The sequence below is a fragment of the Streptomyces sp. NPDC029014 genome (assembly GCF_055564695.1).
In genome coordinates, this window is sequence record NZ_JBVHVT010000009.1 from 73,452 (window position 1) to 89,161 (window position 15,710).

General features: G+C 70.6%; 13 protein-coding genes and 2 pseudogenes. 8 read left to right on the forward strand and 7 right to left on the reverse strand.

What is annotated here, in order from left to right:
• Nucleotides 1-253 precede the first annotated feature (253 nt).
• Together ACZ4VL_RS07160 and ACZ4VL_RS07165 are read right to left on the reverse strand one after the other, a co-directional pair.
• The gene (locus ACZ4VL_RS07160; RefSeq protein ID WP_468196844.1) at nucleotides 254-1,435 is read right to left on the reverse strand and encodes a cytochrome P450 family protein; all 1,182 of its coding nucleotides are present in this window, start codon (nucleotides 1,433-1,435) and stop codon (nucleotides 254-256) included.
• A 1,048-nt stretch (nucleotides 1,436-2,483) separates the two neighbouring features.
• Nucleotides 2,484-3,656 carry a serine hydrolase domain-containing protein gene (locus tag ACZ4VL_RS07165; RefSeq protein WP_468196846.1) on the reverse strand — a complete coding sequence of 391 codons (1,173 nt, stop codon included), beginning with the start codon at nucleotides 3,654-3,656 and terminating at the stop codon, nucleotides 2,484-2,486.
• Between the two features lie 596 nt (nucleotides 3,657-4,252).
• Here ACZ4VL_RS07165 and ACZ4VL_RS07170 point away from each other — a divergent pair.
• Nucleotides 4,253-4,741 (forward strand): annotated as a pseudogene (locus tag ACZ4VL_RS07170) (ISAzo13-like element transposase-related protein); the annotation flags it as partial.
• Here ACZ4VL_RS07170 and ACZ4VL_RS07175 read toward each other — a convergent pair.
• A pseudogene (locus ACZ4VL_RS07175) lies at nucleotides 4,698-5,120 on the reverse strand (transposase); the annotation flags it as partial. The pseudogenes ACZ4VL_RS07170 and ACZ4VL_RS07175 overlap by 44 nt on opposite strands.
• Before the next feature lie 1,111 nt (nucleotides 5,121-6,231).
• Here ACZ4VL_RS07175 and ACZ4VL_RS07180 point away from each other — a divergent pair.
• The gene (locus ACZ4VL_RS07180; RefSeq protein WP_468196848.1) at nucleotides 6,232-6,531 is read left to right on the forward strand and encodes a hypothetical protein; all 300 of its coding nucleotides are present in this window, start codon (nucleotides 6,232-6,234) and stop codon (nucleotides 6,529-6,531) included.
• A 449-nt stretch (nucleotides 6,532-6,980) separates the two neighbouring features.
• On the opposite strand, the gene ACZ4VL_RS07185 is transcribed toward ACZ4VL_RS07180, so the two are convergent.
• Complete coding sequence (locus tag ACZ4VL_RS07185) at nucleotides 6,981-7,262, reverse strand: hypothetical protein (protein WP_468196850.1); 282 nt, start codon at nucleotides 7,260-7,262, stop codon at nucleotides 6,981-6,983.
• A gap of 452 nt (nucleotides 7,263-7,714) precedes the next feature.
• Here ACZ4VL_RS07185 and ACZ4VL_RS07190 point away from each other — a divergent pair, with 452 nt between their 5' ends.
• The 5 genes from ACZ4VL_RS07190 to ACZ4VL_RS07210 all read left to right on the forward strand — a co-directional run bounded on the left by ACZ4VL_RS07190 (nucleotide 7,715) and on the right by ACZ4VL_RS07210 (nucleotide 11,529).
• Complete coding sequence (locus ACZ4VL_RS07190) at nucleotides 7,715-8,602, forward strand: DUF2268 domain-containing putative Zn-dependent protease (RefSeq protein WP_468196853.1); 888 nt, start codon at nucleotides 7,715-7,717, stop codon at nucleotides 8,600-8,602.
• Nucleotides 8,603-9,048: 446 nt separating this feature from the next.
• The gene (locus tag ACZ4VL_RS07195) at nucleotides 9,049-9,624 is read left to right on the forward strand and encodes a TetR/AcrR family transcriptional regulator (protein ID WP_468196855.1); all 576 of its coding nucleotides are present in this window, start codon (nucleotides 9,049-9,051) and stop codon (nucleotides 9,622-9,624) included.
• Between the two features lie 11 nt (nucleotides 9,625-9,635).
• Nucleotides 9,636-10,025, forward strand: a complete 390-nt coding sequence (locus ACZ4VL_RS07200) for a (R)-mandelonitrile lyase (RefSeq protein ID WP_468196856.1) — start codon at nucleotides 9,636-9,638, stop codon at nucleotides 10,023-10,025.
• Between the two features lie 14 nt (nucleotides 10,026-10,039).
• Entirely contained in the window at nucleotides 10,040-10,624 is a 585-nt protein-coding gene (locus tag ACZ4VL_RS07205) for a DUF4865 family protein (protein WP_468196858.1), read from the forward strand.
• Nucleotides 10,618-11,529 (forward strand): phosphotriesterase family protein, encoded by a 912-nt coding sequence (locus ACZ4VL_RS07210; RefSeq protein WP_468196860.1) that lies wholly within the window; start codon nucleotides 10,618-10,620, stop codon nucleotides 11,527-11,529. Before ACZ4VL_RS07205 ends, ACZ4VL_RS07210 begins: the two co-directional genes overlap by 7 nt.
• A gap of 65 nt (nucleotides 11,530-11,594) precedes the next feature.
• Here ACZ4VL_RS07210 and ACZ4VL_RS07215 read toward each other — a convergent pair whose 3' ends face one another.
• A complete protein-coding gene (locus ACZ4VL_RS07215) occupies nucleotides 11,595-12,545 on the reverse strand; it encodes a helix-turn-helix transcriptional regulator (protein ID WP_468196862.1) in 951 nt (316 codons plus the stop codon).
• A 64-nt stretch (nucleotides 12,546-12,609) separates the two neighbouring features.
• Here ACZ4VL_RS07215 and ACZ4VL_RS07220 point away from each other — a divergent pair, with 64 nt between their 5' ends.
• On the forward strand, nucleotides 12,610-12,984 hold the full coding sequence (locus ACZ4VL_RS07220) for a VOC family protein (RefSeq protein ID WP_468196864.1): 375 nt from the start codon (nucleotides 12,610-12,612) through the stop codon (nucleotides 12,982-12,984).
• Between the two features lie 817 nt (nucleotides 12,985-13,801).
• On the opposite strand, the gene ACZ4VL_RS07225 is transcribed toward ACZ4VL_RS07220, so the two are convergent.
• Together ACZ4VL_RS07225 and ACZ4VL_RS07230 are read right to left on the reverse strand one after the other, a co-directional pair.
• Nucleotides 13,802-14,350 (reverse strand): hypothetical protein, encoded by a 549-nt coding sequence (locus tag ACZ4VL_RS07225; RefSeq protein ID WP_468196866.1) that lies wholly within the window; start codon nucleotides 14,348-14,350, stop codon nucleotides 13,802-13,804.
• Nucleotides 14,351-14,675: 325 nt separating this feature from the next.
• Complete coding sequence (locus ACZ4VL_RS07230) at nucleotides 14,676-15,614, reverse strand: NADP-dependent oxidoreductase (protein WP_468196868.1); 939 nt, start codon at nucleotides 15,612-15,614, stop codon at nucleotides 14,676-14,678.
• Nucleotides 15,615-15,710: the final 96 nt, after the last annotated feature.

Consider the following 15,710-nt stretch of genomic DNA (forward strand, 5'->3'; position numbering starts at 1 on the left):
AGATCGCCGGGAGCGCTCGCCCGACTCGGGTAGCAGGCCGTGTCCGCCCTCGACACCCGTCGTGCCCGGCGTAGACCGCTCGACCGACTCGGCACCCCGCCCCGAAGGGCGACGGCGATCTCCGCGTTCTTCTGCCCGCTCCCCAAACACTCCACGGCCTGGAACCGTAACCGGCTCCCACCAGCACCGCATCGAATCAGTTGGGAGCGCGACGTCCGACATCGGCGCGAGTCACACAGCACAGCCGTCATCGTTAGGCCAGGACGGGGAGCGCGACCAGCCCGCGGACGAGGCGGGTACGGCGCCACTCCAGTCGGTCGGGCGGTACGGCGAGGCGGATTCCCGGGTGCCGAAGCAGCACCGCTCGCAGAGCGATCTCCATCTCCGCCATGGCCAAGGGGGCGCCGACGCAGCGGTGGATACCGTGACCGAACGCGAGATGAGCAGCGGCGTCCCGGTCCGGGTCGAGGTGGTCCGGCGCCGGGAACCGGGCCGGGTCGCGGTTGGCTGCGCCCAACGCGACCAGGACCGGGGCACCGGCCGGGATATCGGTGCCGCCGAGCGTGATGGCCTCCGTGGTGAACCGGAAGGTGGCCATGCTCACCGCCGAGTCGAAGCGGAGCAGTTCGTCCAGCACGGCAGGGACTTCGTCCGGACTGTCCTGGAGGCGTTCCACCAGGGCCGGGTGCTGGAGCAGCGCCAAGAGGGCGTTACCGAGGGCGTTGGTGGTGGTCTCGTGTCCGGCGACGAGCAGCAGCACGGCCAGGGAGACCAGTTCCTCCTCGCTCAGGCGGTCCGCTCCGTCCCGGGCCGAGATGAGCCGGTCCAGGAGCGAGCTGCCGGGGTCCAGGCGCTTGGCGGCGATGAGGTCCGTCATGTAACCGGCGATCGCGTGTGAGGCCGCGTCGATGACGTCGGGCTCTCCCGCCGCGAACAGCTCTGCGGACCAGCGCTGGACCACGGACCGGTCGGCCTGCGGCACTCCGAGCAGTTGGCAGATCACCATGACGGGCAGCGGCGCCGCCAACCGCGCCACGAAGTCGAGCGGTTCGCCCACGGGCCACTGGTCCAGCAGCTGGTCGGTGACCCGGGCGATGAAGGGACGCAGTTCCCTGACGGCCCCGGTCGTGAACGCCTTGGTCACCAGCTTCCGCAGCCGGGTGTGCCCGGGCGGGTCGCTCGCCAGCATGGTGTGGGCCACCGCCGGATGCAGGCGCCGCCGTGATTCCTTGCCCGCGAAGAAGACGTTCGTGTCCTTCGAGAGGCGGGCGTCGCTGAGGGCCTCCCGGGCCTCCGCGTACCCGGTGACCAGGTACTTGGCACGCTCGCCCGAACCGGCGGGCAGGGACTGTACCGGGCATGCGGACCGCGTGGCGGGCGCATGAGCCGGATGGGGTTCCCGGAGGACATGGGGATCCTGGGTCGACCCGGTCATGGCTTCGGGCTCCGACGGGCCGTGCGGGTTTCGATGCGACACCGCACCTCACCCGCTTCATCGGAGGACCGCAGCACGTCTCCCCCGCCCCCGCTCTTCGTGCTGAACGGTCCCAGTCTCGACACCCCCTCCGGTAAGGCCCGACCTGCTTCCTCACAAAATAGCCGGTCAGCGCAGGCTTCCCCACGGCTTCAGGTGCGTCGGGGGCAGTTCCGGGGCCGGGATCACAGGGTCGTCGTAGCCCTTGGCCGCACCGAAGCGGGTACGTGCCGGTCATCCGGTCCTCGCGGGCCTCGGGCAGTCTCCGATGCTCGATTCGTTTTCGGCAGGGCCGACCGTGCCAGGGCGGCCCTGCCCGCCGTTCAGGTGAGGCGGTTGGTGACGTGTGCGTCGACGGCGTCGCGCTGGAACTCCGCCAGGACGGGAGCGACGGCCTCGTAAGCGCCGTGCCAGGCCGGGTTGTCGACGCAGGAGCGGCCGAGCGGCCGAGCGCCCGGTACTCCTCCGCGGACGCCGGGCGCAGGGCGATCAGGGCCCGGTACTGGGCGTCGATCTCGTTCTGCACCGGTTCGCCGTCGGCCGGTGGCCGGTGGTCATGAGTTCGGCGAGGCGGATCATCCGGGCGGTGCATTCGCGCTGTCGTCCGGCCTCGATGTCCCCGGGCCCATGTCGGCGACACGGCGGGCGGCGAGGATCGCCGAACCACGCTCAGAGTCCGGGCGGAGACGCGTCAGCCGAACGGCCGACGAACGGCTGCGCGGGGGCGCTCTCCCCGGGCCCGGTGCGTGGACGCTTCCGGAGCCGCCTCGCCCCTTGGAGGATCGGACCGGTCGGCCAGCGGCTCAGCCGGTGGCCGTGGTCACCACGGCACCGACCGGACCCCACACGTCCCGCCGCACCTTCCTCCACCGGCGGCGGAACCGGCCGGGGTGGGCAAGCCGCCGTCCGAGGGTGACCTTCGGCTGCGGCAGACCACAGCCATCACTGCGATGGGCACGCTGAGCACGCATACCCCGGTCGACACCCATTGGCCGGACCAGATGCCCTCTTAGCCATTGCCATTGCCATTGCCATTGCCCGTGCCGTTGTCCTTGCCGTTGCCCGGTCGTGCGGTGGAGCAGAGGGCCTCGTTCACGAGCTCCTCCATGTGCTTCTGCGTCGCCTTCCCCGGCTGCGTGGTGACGGCGACGTTGACGGCGTGGCCGTCCTCGGTGACGCCGCCCCGGGTCTCGTAACCCGTCATGCTGCCGCCGTGCCCCCAGTACACCTCGTCGTTGCAGGAGAGCGGTGTGCTGACCAGGCCGAGGCCGTAGCGGGCGCCGTCGGCGAAGGGGTAGCCGGCGCGGACCGTGGTGCGCATCTGGTCGAGCTGTGGCTTCGCAACGAGGCGGCCGCGCAGGAGCTCGGAGTAGAAGCGGTTGAGGTCGGAGTTGGTGGACACCAGTTGCCCCGCCGCCCAGGCCCAGGAGGGGTCCCATTCGGTGGCGTCGACGAAGGGCGAGCCCGCGGAATCCCGGTGGTAGCCCTTGGGGTGGCGCTCGCGGATCAGCAACTCACCGGGGGCGGGGAAGTAGGTGTGACGCAGCCCGGCACGCCGGATGACGCGTTGGTCGATCTCCACGGCGAGGGGGCGTCCGGTGACCTCCTGCACGAGGAGTCCGGCGACCAGGTAGTTGGTGTTGCTGTACTTCCAGCCCTCGCCGGGTTCGAAGTCGGCCTTGTGCCGGAGGGCGAGGTCGAGGAGTTCGCGGGGCTCGTAGTGACGGATGTCGTCGCTCAGGTAGTCGACGTAGTTGGGGAGCCCGCTGGTGTGCTGGAGGAGTTGGCGGACGGTGATGCGGCCACCGTCGATGCCGTCCCCGTGCACGAGACCCGGCAGGTAGGCATCGACGTGGTCGTCGAGCTTCACCTTGCCCTCGGCGACGAGCTGCAGCACGACCACGGCCGTGAACGTCTTGGTGTTGCTGCCGATGCGGACCTGACCGTCGCGGGGCGCCTCGGCACCGGTGGCGATGTCGCCGACGCCCGCGGCGTAGGTACGGGTGCGCCCCTTGCCGTCCGAGACACTGGCCAGGGCGGCGGGCATGCCGTCCGAGCGCACGAGTGCGTTCAGAGCCTGCTGCAGGCTGCCGTCCCGGTCGGCGGTAGGCGCTGCCGCGGCAGGCGGTACTGCGGCCGCCGCCAGGAACACGCCCACGACCACTGCGACCGCTCCCGTCACAACACCGCGCCGTAGCCTCCGCCGCCGTCCCGAGGGGCGGAACCGCTCCTCCGTCTGATCACGCACGTGCCACCATCTCCCCTGCACTGGAGCGGGCTTCCGGAAAGCGCCGGAGGCCGCTGGATCGCTTCGCCGGGGACGGCTCCCCGGCCCGTCCCAGCATTTCCGCGAAAGCGGCGCTCGGCGATCCTGCCAACCGCCGGGTGGCGGGTAGGGCAATCCCCCGGACAGTGGAGGAGCGGCCAGGCGTGCTGGTCGATCGGTCAGTCGGGCGTGTGGTGCGTACGTTTGTACAGATGCGGGTCCTCGGCGGTTGGTCGGAGCCCCGCCGGGGAGCCTTCGCCACGCCCCGCCCGACCCGGGACGGAGCGCGCTCCCGTTCCACCTCTTCTTTTCGCTCCCTTCCGTATTCGACACCCCGTCAAACCGGGGTAGACGCGCGACGTAGGCTGGGGTTCCGTGCCACAGCACGTAAAAGCGAAATAAGAGGAAGCTGATCGTGCGAACTCCCTTCTCATGGCTTGCCCACAGGTACTCGCTAAGGGTTTGCAGGGAATCAAGGTGTTGCTTCCCGTTCTGAGGCTCGTTGGTGTGGTATGAGCATCCCGAACGAGATCCGCAGCCAACTCACCATGAAGTTCACGATGCTGTTCCCACACTTGGACGAGCGGCAGCGGCGGCTGCTGATGGCCGCGGAGGCCCAGGTGCTCGGGCATGGCGGCGTCCGGGCCGTGGCCCGGGCGGCTGGGGTGAGTGAGACGAAGGTCCGCAAGGGCGTGTTCGAGCTCAAGGCGGGTGAGGAGCCCCTGGGGCGGGTGCGGCGGCCGGGCGGTGGACGCAAACGCGTCGCGGATCTCAACCCTGGGCTGCGGCCCGCGCTGCTGGCGCTGGTGGAGCCGGACGAGCGCGGGGATCCGATGTCGCCGCTGCGGTGGACGGTGAAGTCCACCCGCACCCTCGCGCGGGAACTGATCCGGGCCGGCCACAAGGTCAGCGCGGACACCGTCGCCGGACTGCTGCGGGAAGAAGGATTCAGCCTGCAGGCCAACGCCAAGACCCTGGAGGGCGGCCAGTACCCGGACCGAAGACGAACTCGCCGCCGTGCCGTGGCGGTCGGCCCACGGTGTGGGGCTGCTGCGGCGGTGCGGCTCTGCGCAGGACCCGGTCCGACCGCATCCGGGCCAGGACCTGGACCGGCAGGTCCCGCAGGAGGTGGGCCAAGCGGGGAGCGTCGTATCCGGCGTCCGCAATGACGAGGACGTCCGGGTCGCCGGCCTGCCACTGCCCGGCGGCAATGAGCCGCTCGATCAGGTCGCGCAACTGCCGGGCCGTGACCGTGGCGGTGTCATCTCCGGGGGCCAGACGGAGCGCGTCCAGCAGGGCGGTCCACGAGCTGCGGCCGGGCTCCAGCGCGCAGACGATCGAGTACGGCCACCCGGGAACGGGGATGTCCTGGCCCTTGCCCAGGCTGGGCACCTGCCCCGAAGGACGGGACATCGATGACGGCGACGTCCAGCCAGAGCCGGGCGAAGCGCACCGGGTGCCGCCAGGATCCGCGCTCCAGTGCCGTGTCCACCATGATCTCGGCGACCAGCACGGGATCGACCAGCACGACGTAAAGCGGGGTGCGAGACCCCCATGAGGTCGTGAACCGCACGCCCTCCCACGGATGCCCGGGCCGTGCCGGCGCCAGCCGCTCGGCCAGGTCGCGCGCCGCATCTGGCCGAAGCGGCGTACTGCGGCCCGCCGCAGCGCCCCGGCCGTGTCGAGGCGGCCAGCACGAGCGTCTGCGGTCGTCGCACGGTGCCCGTGATCGCGCCGATCACGGCCCCGGTGGAGTCCCGGCGGCGGACCTTGTAGAGCGCGCGGGCCGCCGGCAGGTGAACCGCTGCCCGCTCCCCCGGATCACCAGCCCTTCGACGCCGGCCACCTGCGTCCAGGAGGTCAGCCACTCACGCGCCGTCGTCACGTCAGCCGATTCCGGGCAGAGCGTCCACGGGGCACTCAGGCAGTGGTCGGTGAGACTGCTCCAACTGGGCGCGCCGCTCGCCGTATGGGGACGTGCAGCAGCTCCTGGCCGTCGATCTGAAGGACGTCGAAGGCGGAGGCGCGCGCGGGTTCCTGCTTAACTGACGGGTCATGGTGAGCGGAGCCCGGTTCTGCCAGGAGGATTGGGGAGACCACGGCTGATCTGAAAGAGGCATCCCGCCTGGGACTTCGACGACGGCGACGAACGCACCCGGCGACTGCCCTGACAGGCTGCTCTGTACGATCACCGGATACTGGGCCCTGGTCCGCCTTTCCTGTGCGGAGATCAGCAAGTGGTGCCCTGTCCGGATAGTTGAAGGAGTTGGCGGTGTCCGCTTTGGACTTCTACGCTCACGCCGCCGTTTGCGGTGAGGTCCTGGGAGTTGGCCTCGGTGCCGACCCAGAAGTCTGGGAAGCCGCTCTGGGGGCGACATGCCTCGATGTTCCCAGTGGTGGCCTACTGCGACGGGACTACGGGCTCGTGGAAATCAACTTCTCGCCGGACCAGCCAGGGCGGCAAGGGCAGATGTCGTGCTTCGGCTTCGGCGTGAAGATCCAACGACTGCTCTACGACCGGTCCCCGAGCACCGTGCCGTCCCCGCTCTCGCGGGAATACGGGGAATTCGCGCCCAGGGTCCCGTTCAAGGAACTGCAGACCGCCATCCTGGCCCTGGGCCACACGATCGAACTCGACAAGCACCACACGTCGAGTGACATGGACTGCTACCGCGTATCCGCGTCCGCCGCCCGTATCCACGTCGTCGCTGACCCCGACCCGTACGGGTCGGGCGACCCAGATCCAGACGGACATCAGAGGGGCGACGTCTGGTCCGTCGACGTGTGGTGACCAGCCGGCGCCCCCCAGCAGCGTCCGTGATATCTCTTCGCTACGAGGAGCGCCGGGCAACGATCACTCGCGCGGCAGGCAACGATCTGAAGGGCGCGCCACCCAGCTGATCAGCCACACTCGAGCCCCCCGTGCCGCATCCAAGCAGCTAGGCCGCAGGCCGATGTGGGTTCGGCATGCGTCATCGCTCATGTGCGCCCGCTGCCAGATCCCTACTGAACGGCGTCTCCGGGACGAACCGGTGCCGCTGCCCGCACGGGCATGGCGCCAGCACCCACGCGCAGTCACGGCACACCTCCACCCAGCCGTGCCCGGTCGAGTTCGACACCAGCGGTCTCTCGTCCCCGCAGTCGGGGCGCCGCCAACGGCGCCGTTCCGGGCGCCGTCAGCCGGACCACCGACGCCCCGAACTCCCCGCCGTCAGGGCGGCCAGCTCGTCGGCGTCCGCATCAGTGGACCAGGCGGACAACCGGTCCCCCCTCGGCATCGTCGGCCAAGACCAGGTGCGGGTCATCGAGCCGGAACCGGGACATACTGCACTGGGCGCCGACCACAACCAGCGAGGCCGCCGGCATGGCCACAGGCACCTCGATCCTGTCGTGGGCGAGCAGCCGCACGACCACCGCCGGCCGGTCGAACTGCGGGCTCACGTCCGTGCCACCGGCCGGGACGGGGAAGTCGGCGTACCGGCGACGCCTGCACGCCACCGCGGCCCGGCCCACCCGAGCCATCGACGCCACCTACGCCAGCAGCACCCCGTCCCGGCCCGGGACAACCGGGTCCGGGGCCGCGAGCGGGGACCGGGCGCCCGCGCGGGCTCGTACACCGCCCGCCAGCCGACCAGGGGGCGGACGACGGGGAGCAGTGCGACGACCTCGACGGAGTACAGCGGGACCGTGGGTGACGCCGCCTTGCCGCTTGTGGTCGATCTCCACCGATCCGGTCGGGGCCAGCCAGCCGTGTCGGCCGGAATCAGCATCACCGCGAGGCGGGCCTGGACCTCACCGGTGTTCAGGCCCTTCAGTCAGGCGCTTCAGGGACGGCGAGATGATCATCTCGTCCACGCCGGTCAGGCGCCGGCGACGGGCATCGTTCGCACGTGCCGGGTCCACCCCGAGCGGATGGTGACTACCATCCCCGCTGCTTGATCCTCACGTAGGGGCAGGTCCTACCGTCCCATGTCATGAAGATCATTGTTCATGACACGGCGTCCGCCACGCTCGATCTCCTGCAGCGCCCGCTGGAGGAACGGCCCGACGCCCTACACGAGATGCTCAGTCCCCTGCAAAGCGCCATGTCCGCAATCGGTGACCTGGACATGGTCCAGATGCACCGAGCAGGCAGTGGCTTCCGGCTCGACACGGAGGATGCGCGCTACCTGCCAGCCCTGCGGCAGATGCAGGACGCGCAGGTGTGGAACCGGATGGAAGACTGCCTCGCCGCGGCGTGGAGGCGGCTGAGCGCAGCGGTGCCCGGGATCCAGGCCGCCGAGACCGTGCACGTCGTCCTTGCGCTGGGTAACCCGGACGACGAGCTGCTGACGGTCCGTAACGGGGGCTACTTCGGCATGGGTGGCATTCCAGGGGCGATCCAGCTGACGATGTGGCCCACCGAGACCAGCCTCGCCAAGATCGGTTACGCCGCCGCGCACGAGCTCCACCACAACGTGCGCTATGCCAACGTGGTCTGGGACCCGGCCACCGTCACGGTCGGGGAGCAGGTAGTGGCCGAGGGGCTGGCCGAGGCGTTCGTACGCGAGCTGGCCGGTGAAGACGCGATGGGGCCTTGGGCGACGACGCTGTCCGGCCGGGAACTGGAGCAGGCGCAGGCCAAGGTCACAGCGGCGATCGACGTGGCCGGGATGTGGAACCTGCCCCCGTACGTGTACGGCGACGCCACCGCCCGACGCATGGGCAGCGAACCCGTCGGGCTGCCCGATGCCGCCGGATACGCAGCCGGCCTGCGCATCGTTGACGCGCACCTCACGGCCTCCGGGCTCACCGCAGCGCAGAGCACCGCCCTGCCCGCCAGTGACATCCTCGCGAACGCGGGCGTACCGACCAGTACGTGACCCCCGGCACGACGACGCGGTCCGGTCGGTACACCTGCGCCCTCCCGTCGGGGCCCACAACAGGCGGCTATCTCGCCGGGGGGGGGGGGGGGGGGGGGGGGGGGGGGGGGGGGGGGGGGGGGGGGGGGGGGGGGGGGAGGGGAGGGCGCCTCTGGTGGTGAGGGAGGGGGGGTGGGGGGGGGACACCTGCTCTCTCTTTGTGGGACCCAGGGAGGGGGTTTCTCTCGGGGGGGTGCCCGGGGGGGGGGGGGGGCCCCCCCCGGCTGGCCAGGCGATATCCACAGCCCACCCCCTCCCGTCTCTGCGTCGCGAAACGACGCGCCGACGTGCTCTTCGCGATGCTCCGCGTCGGCACCTTCTACGAATCGGGACCGGCTACGTCAGCGTGACCGCCCAGGGCCTGCCTCGCCCGAACCCACACCTGCTCGCCTTCTGTACCTACTAGTATGTACAGTATCTGCATGAGCACTCAGGACCGACTGATCGAATCCACCCGCGAACTGCTCTGGGAACGCGGTTACGTGGGCACCAGCCCCAAGGCGATCCTGGAGCGCGCGGGCGCGGGGCAGGGCAGCATGTACCACTACTTCCAGGGCAAGCCGGACCTCGCGCTGGCCGCGATCCGCCGCACCGCCGAGGAGCTGCGCGCCTCCGTGCAGAGCGTGCTGGATGGGCCCGGGACGCCGTACGAGCGGATCCGGGCCTATCTGGAGCGCGAACGCGACGTGTTGCGCGGCTGCCCCGTGGGCCGCCTGACGATGGACCCGGACGTGGTCGCGAACGAGGGTCTGCGGGCTCCGGTGGACGAGACGATCGCCTGGCTGCGTGACCAGCTCGCCCTCATCGTCGAAGAGGGTCAGGAACAGGGCCAGTTCGCCCGTTCCCTCGACGCGCGGGAAATCGCCGCGACGGTCCTCGCCACGGTGCAAGGGGGTTACGTCCTGGCCCGCGCATCGGGCTCGCCCGCGGCCTTCGACTCGGGGGTACGCGGTCTGCTCTCCCTTCTTCGACCGACATCCTGAGGAGTTCCCGTATGCACATCACGACAAAGCGACCCGACACCCTGCAGGGCCCGGTGGAGCACTTCACGGGCACGGTGTGGCTGGACGAGATAGCCGCCCCGGAGTCACCGTCCCGGTTGCGGATGTTCAACGTGCACTTCGCCCCCGGCGCGCACACCGCCTGGCACCGCCATCCTCACGGCCAGGTCCTGCACGTCCTGGAGGGCGAGGGCTTGGTCCAGCGCGAAGGTGGTGACGTCGCGGCGATCCGGGCCGGCGACACCGTGTGGATCGAGCCCGGCGAACGGCACTGGCACGGCGCCGCTCCCGGCACCTTCATGACGCATCTCGCCGTCGTGGAGGCAGCAGAGGACGGTTCGACCATCGAGTGGCACGAACGCGTGGGCCACTACCCCGCCTGAGCAAGGAGCTCACGATGCACGCCATGCAGTACGAGATGACCCTGCCCGCCGACTACGACATGGGCATCATCCGCGACCGTGTTTCCCGCCTCGGGCACGCCCTCGACGACTGGGACGGCCTCGGCTTCAAGACGTACCTGATGCGCGAGCGCGGGGTCCACGGTTCGCCGGTCAACCAGTACGCGCCGTTCTACCTCTGGAACACCATGGAGGGGATGAACACCTTCCTGTGGGGAGGTGCCTTCCAGAGGCCCGTCAATGACTTCGGACGGCCCGACGTGCGGCAGTGGACGGGCCTGGCCTACGAGGAGGGCGCCGCGGCCGGCTCCCCCGCCGTCGCCGCGGTGCGCCGGCGACAGCGGGTCCCGGAAGCCGTACCGCTTGCCGAGTTCATGGAGGACGCGGTGCGCGAAGCGGGGCGACTGGCCGCGCAGGACGGCGCCGTACTCGCCGCAGCCGCCGTCGACTCGCACCGCTGGGAGCTGGTCCACTTCTCGCTCTGGGACCACCACGCGCCCAAAGCCTCCGGCGACGTCTTCGAGGTGCTGCACGTGTCGGCGCCCGGGAGGCACGAACTGCCGCGCGGACGACAGTGGTAGACCGCGTCCGCACAGTCCTCGGAGACGTGCACCCAGATGACCTCGGCGTATGCGACGCCCACGACCACCTCTTCATCCGCAGCCCGAAGCTCCCGGGCCAGGAACTGGACGACGTCCCGGCCGCACGCTCCGAACTGGCCGCGTTCCGCGCCGCGGGCGGCGCGAGCGTCATCCAGTGGACGCCGTACGGCATGGGACGGCGGGCCGCGGACCTGCCGCCGCTGTCCCGCGCGGCCGGGGTGCACGTGGTGTGCGCGACCGGGCTGCATCAAGCCGCCCACTACGACCCGGAGTTCCTCGACACGGTGCGCGGCGGGCTCGCCGACGTCTTCGTCTCCGAAATGACCACAGGCATCGGCGCATCGGGCGTCCGCGCCGGGCTCATCAAGGTCGCGGGCGGCTTCCACGCCCTCGACGCGCACGCACAGTGGACGATGGCCGCCGCGGCCGAGGCCCACCACGAGACCGGCGCCCCCATAGCCGTCCACCTGGAGCACGGCACGGGCGCACTCGACGTACTCGACCTGCTGTGTGACGAGCTGGAGGTCCCACCTCACCGGGTGGTCCTCGGGCACCTCAACCGCTCACCCGATGGCACGGTGCAGCGCCAGGCCGCGGAGGCGGGCTGCTATCTGGCGTTCGACGGGCCCTCACTCGCCCATCACGCCACGGACTGGCGGATGACCGACGCGGTGAAGGCGCTGGCCGAGGCGGGCTTCGGGCATCGGCTGCTGCTCGGCGGGGACACCGTCGTCTCCGGGGCGCGGTCGGTCGACGGCGGCCCCGGGATGCCGTACCTGCTGCGCCGGGTGCGACCCCGCCTGGTGGCCGCCCTGGGTGCGGAGCTGGTGGACCGCATCCTCACGCGGAACCCCGGGCGGGCCTTCGCCGTCGACTGGCCCTGAGCCGGTCGGTTCGGCTCGACCGGATGGGCGGGAGGCCGACGTATGGGTCGGCGTCTGCTGCCCCGTCAGCGGTTGACTGTCAGGAGGGCTTGGGCCCGGCGAGCAAGTGCTTCGCGTACCTCCTCTGGGGACAGCACAGTCGGCGGGGTGTCCAGGCCGAGGAGGTAGGAGGCCAGCTGCTCGACGCTGTTGCCGCCGATTCGGACCACGGTGGTTTCGGGGCCATCGGGGCTGTGCGTGCCGATGGTGGGGGGAACCGCCTCCAGCGCGCGGTCCAGGGGCAGCGGAAGGCGGATCGTCGTGTACACCGGGTAGCTGACGCTCGCGATGCCCCGGGAGACCAGCTGTGCTGCCTCGGGTGGATCAGTCAGGTCGGCTGGTTCGGTGGTGGGGTGCACGGCCATCACTCGGTCGGCGCGAAACGTGCGCCACTCCTGCTTGGCCGCATCCCGGGCCACCAGATACCAGCGCATTCCGGTGTGGACCAAGCGGTAGGGGTCTATCTCCCTGACAGAGGGGCGGCCGGCGTGGTCTCGGTAGGACAGGGTGGCGCGCAGCCCGCTGGTGCAGGCCCGCGCCAGTTCCAGCAGCACAGGCATGTCGATCTGCGGTTCGCCGGTGCGGGGAGTGTGATCAAGAGTCCCCTCCAGTGCGGTCAGTTGGCCCGCGAGGTGTTTCGGCAGGCTCTGGCGAAGCTTGAGCAGCGCGGACAGAGCGGCTTGACCGGTGCCGAGGACTCCGCTGAGGGCAGCCTCGCGCAGTCCGACGGCGACGGCCAGGGCCTCCTCGTCGTCCAGCACCAGCGGCGGCATCCGGGCGCCGGGACTGAGCCGGTATCCGCCCCATGGCCCGGGCTCGGACTCGACGCCGTAGCCCAGGTCCCGCAGCCGGGCAATGTCACGGCGGACCGTGCGGTCGGTGACCGCCAGCCGGGCGGCCAGTTCACGACAGGTCCACGCCGGGCGGGCGGACAGCAGCGACACCAGGCGCAGCAGACGGGAGGAGGTCCTGATCACAACCACCAGTATCTGCCATGACCAGGACACTTGCTGTCCTGGTCATGGCCTACCGTCCAGTCCCATGAGCACACCCGAGATACGTCTCCTCTCCTTTGACTTTGACTGCCCTGACCCATCCGAGTTGGCGCGCTTCTACGGCGACGCCCTGGATTTGCCCGTGCTGTACCGCAGCGACGACTTCATCCTGCTCGGCAGGGACGGAGCGCCCGGGCTCGGCTTCGTCCGCCAGGCCGACTACCGGCCCCCGACCTGGCCCGATCCCACCCTCGGTAAACAAGCCCACTTGGAACTGGGCGTCGACGACCTGGACGCTGCACAGGAGCGGATGCTTGCCTTGGGCGCCACCCTGCCGTCCTTCCAACCACGCCCCGACGCATGGCGGGTACTCCTGGATCCAGCAGGGCATCCGTTCTGCCTGTCGACACACGGAATCTGAGCCTCCCCCACGGCTTCCTCATCGAAGCCGCCCTCGTGCTCGACCGCCCAACACCTGCACCCTGAAAGGTCGAAGTAGGTGCCGCAGTAGATACCGGATCTACTGCGCAGAGCCCCAACGGTGATCGCCACGAACTGCGGCGGACGATTCCGGCCCGCAGAGGTGAGGGGAATGACTTCCAACCGCTGGACCAGTTCCGTCGTGCTGGTCGGCTGGGCGAGATGGCCACGGATACGGGCGCGGGCACGGCCGAGCAGGTCGGCCAGGGCGGTTGGCGGAGCGGTGGTGGGGGTGTGCCAGACCGTGGCAAGGCCGCGGGCGACGGATCACGGCAACCGTGGGCGACGGGCCGACCGGCGTGGCAGCGGCCCGAGGAAAGAAGCCCTGACCCCGGGTCCGAAACACCGCGCCAGTGCGGCGCGCCCGACCACATGAGGGCGCGCCGGCCAGGGCTTCCAGGACACTGGCCGCGGTCTCCACACCGACCTGGCTCTGCCGCAGTCGCTCTGTCACCGACCTTCAAGACCTGCCAGACGGCACGAACCATCGGCGCGGTCCCCTGGCAGCGCAACCGCGTACCCGACGAGTGCCGGCACCACAGGGGCTGTTCCCCGCGCGCTCGTCCCGGCACATCGCCATGTCCCACCGTTGAGGTATTGCAGCCACCCGGAAGACGGGCGGCGGCTCCCAGTCACCGACCATGCGGCGAGCCGCCTCGTGGTGGGCTCGGGCGGTCGCGTTACGCGAAGACTCGTCCCGGCGCTCCCCCACGAAGACCCGCTGAGCAAGGCTGGTCAGGCCCGAGTACCTTGCCGCCTCAGTCGTCGTCCGTGGCGACGACGACCACGGCGCGGCCGTTGCCGATTCCCACGACGGCCGCGTCGAAGGTGGCTTCGGTGACCGGTGTCCACGTGACGTTACCGATGGCCGCCTCCCGGTAAGCGGCGTGGCCGTTGGCACGCCAGTCGGCGTCCGGCCCCAGCAGCTCCGCCAGCCCCCCGGCGATGGCCTCGGCCAGGCGGCGCATCGCCCCGTCCGCACCACCACCCCGGTAAGCGAGGGTGCGGACCAGCGTGGCTGCCGTCCAGGGCAGCACCTCGTCCGCAGGAATCCTCCGGGCCAGCGCGGCTTCCATCTGGTGTGGGGTGCGCGGGCCGCCGTGACCGTGGTCGCAATGGCCGCAGTCCGGGGCGAGTAGCCCCGTGGGAACCAGGACGTCCCAGCACAGCTGCCCGTGGCTGCGGCCGTCGTCGGGGCCGAGATGGACGATCCGGTCCGCGTACTCGCCCCACTCCGCCAGCCACGAGCCCAGGTCGGCGTCAGGCCCCAGATCGTATGCCGGGGGCTTCTCGAACGACAGCTTCACGGTGCTCCGTAAGTTGTTGGGGCGGCCCGGGAAGGCCGGGTGTGGCTTCCGGTTCTCTGGTGCGCAGGTGACGAGGACGTACTGGGCGACCAGGAAACCAGCCCGCACGCCTGGCCGTGCTGTCCGAGCACCTGGGCTACGGCTATGAGCATGGCGTCCACCAGGTCAGCCGTCCTTCTTGTGCCAGTTCATGGGCACCTTCTTCGGCACCGTCCTGCTCGCGGTGACCCGACCAGTCACCGCCCTCCCGCGTACGCCGCCCGCGCCCGGTAGCCCCGTACGGCCGAAGCCGGATACGCACCCCCGGCCGCCGGCCGCACGAACCCTACGGAACCAGCACGATCTTGCCCCGGACCCGCCCGGTCTCACTGAGCTCGTGCGCCTTCGCCGCCTCGGTGAGCGGGAGGGTCTCGGAGATGGTGGGCCGGATGCCGTGGCCGTCGATCAGCGCGGCGAAGTCGGTCAGTACGGCAGGGGTCGGCTCGAGGAAGAACTCCACGAAGCGCACGCCCAGTTCGGCGGCGCGGGCGGTGACCTCGGTGCGGTCGACGCCGACCCCGACCACGTCCACCAGAATGCCGCCCGGCTTGAGCGTGCCGAGGGAGCGCGGCCCGTACTCGTGGCTGATGGTGTCCAGTACGGCGTCGATGTCGCGGAGCGCGCCGAAGTCCGCAACCGTGTAGTCGATCAGCTCGTCGGCGCCGAGGTCCCGCAGGTACGCGTGCTTGGCGGCGCTCGCCGTGCCGATGACGTACGCGCCCCGGGCCTTGGCGATCTGGACGGCGAGGTGGCCGACGCCGCCGGCCGCGCCGTGGATCAGCACCCGGTGGCCGGGCCCCACGTCCGCGAGGGTGATCAGGGCCTGGTAGGCGGTGAAGCCCGAGATGGGCAGGGCCGCGGCGCCGACGTGGTCGAGGGTGCGGGGCTTGGGCGCGATACGGTCCTCGGGGACGACGACATGGTCGGCGTGGCTGCCGTGCGGCGGCACGGTCCAGCCGTACACCTCCTCACCCTCTGCGAAGCGGTCCACGCCTTCGCCGAGCCGTTCCACGGTGCCGCTGAACTCGTGGCCGAGGACGTAGGGCGGCGGCCCGAAGAAGTCCACCTTGCCGACCCGGACCTTCCAGTCGGCCGGGTTCATGCCGGTGGCCCGCACCCGGACCAGCACCTCGCCGGGGCCGGGTACAGGGAGGGGTGTCTCGGCGAGTTCCAGCACGTCGGAGCCGCCGATGCTCCGCTGGATGATCACACGCGTCGTTGTCATGAAGATCATCTTTCCACCGAGAACGGTTGATCGAACAGTAAATTTGACGTCGGGGTGAGTAGGCCCGAGTTCCGCCCCGGCCCCGTCACCGCGGTG

What these genes read in the sequence shown, in the direction of transcription:
- ACZ4VL_RS07185 (WP_468196850.1), bottom strand. Translation starts at nt 7,262, where the DNA reads ATGGCTCGGGTGGGCCGGGCCGCGGTGGCGTGCAGGCGTCGCCGGTAC.
- ACZ4VL_RS07230 (WP_468196868.1), bottom strand. Translation starts at nt 15,614, where the DNA reads ATGACAACGACGCGTGTGATCATCCAGCGGAGCATCGGCGGCTCCGAC.
- ACZ4VL_RS07190 (WP_468196853.1), top strand. Translation starts at nt 7,715, where the DNA reads ATGAAGATCATTGTTCATGACACGGCGTCCGCCACGCTCGATCTCCTG.
- ACZ4VL_RS07195 (WP_468196855.1), top strand. Translation starts at nt 9,049, where the DNA reads ATGTACAGTATCTGCATGAGCACTCAGGACCGACTGATCGAATCCACC.
- ACZ4VL_RS07160 (WP_468196844.1), bottom strand. Translation starts at nt 1,435, where the DNA reads ATGACCGGGTCGACCCAGGATCCCCATGTCCTCCGGGAACCCCATCCG.
- ACZ4VL_RS07205 (WP_468196858.1), top strand. Translation starts at nt 10,040, where the DNA reads ATGCACGCCATGCAGTACGAGATGACCCTGCCCGCCGACTACGACATG.
- ACZ4VL_RS07200 (WP_468196856.1), top strand. Translation starts at nt 9,636, where the DNA reads ATGCACATCACGACAAAGCGACCCGACACCCTGCAGGGCCCGGTGGAG.
- ACZ4VL_RS07220 (WP_468196864.1), top strand. Translation starts at nt 12,610, where the DNA reads ATGAGCACACCCGAGATACGTCTCCTCTCCTTTGACTTTGACTGCCCT.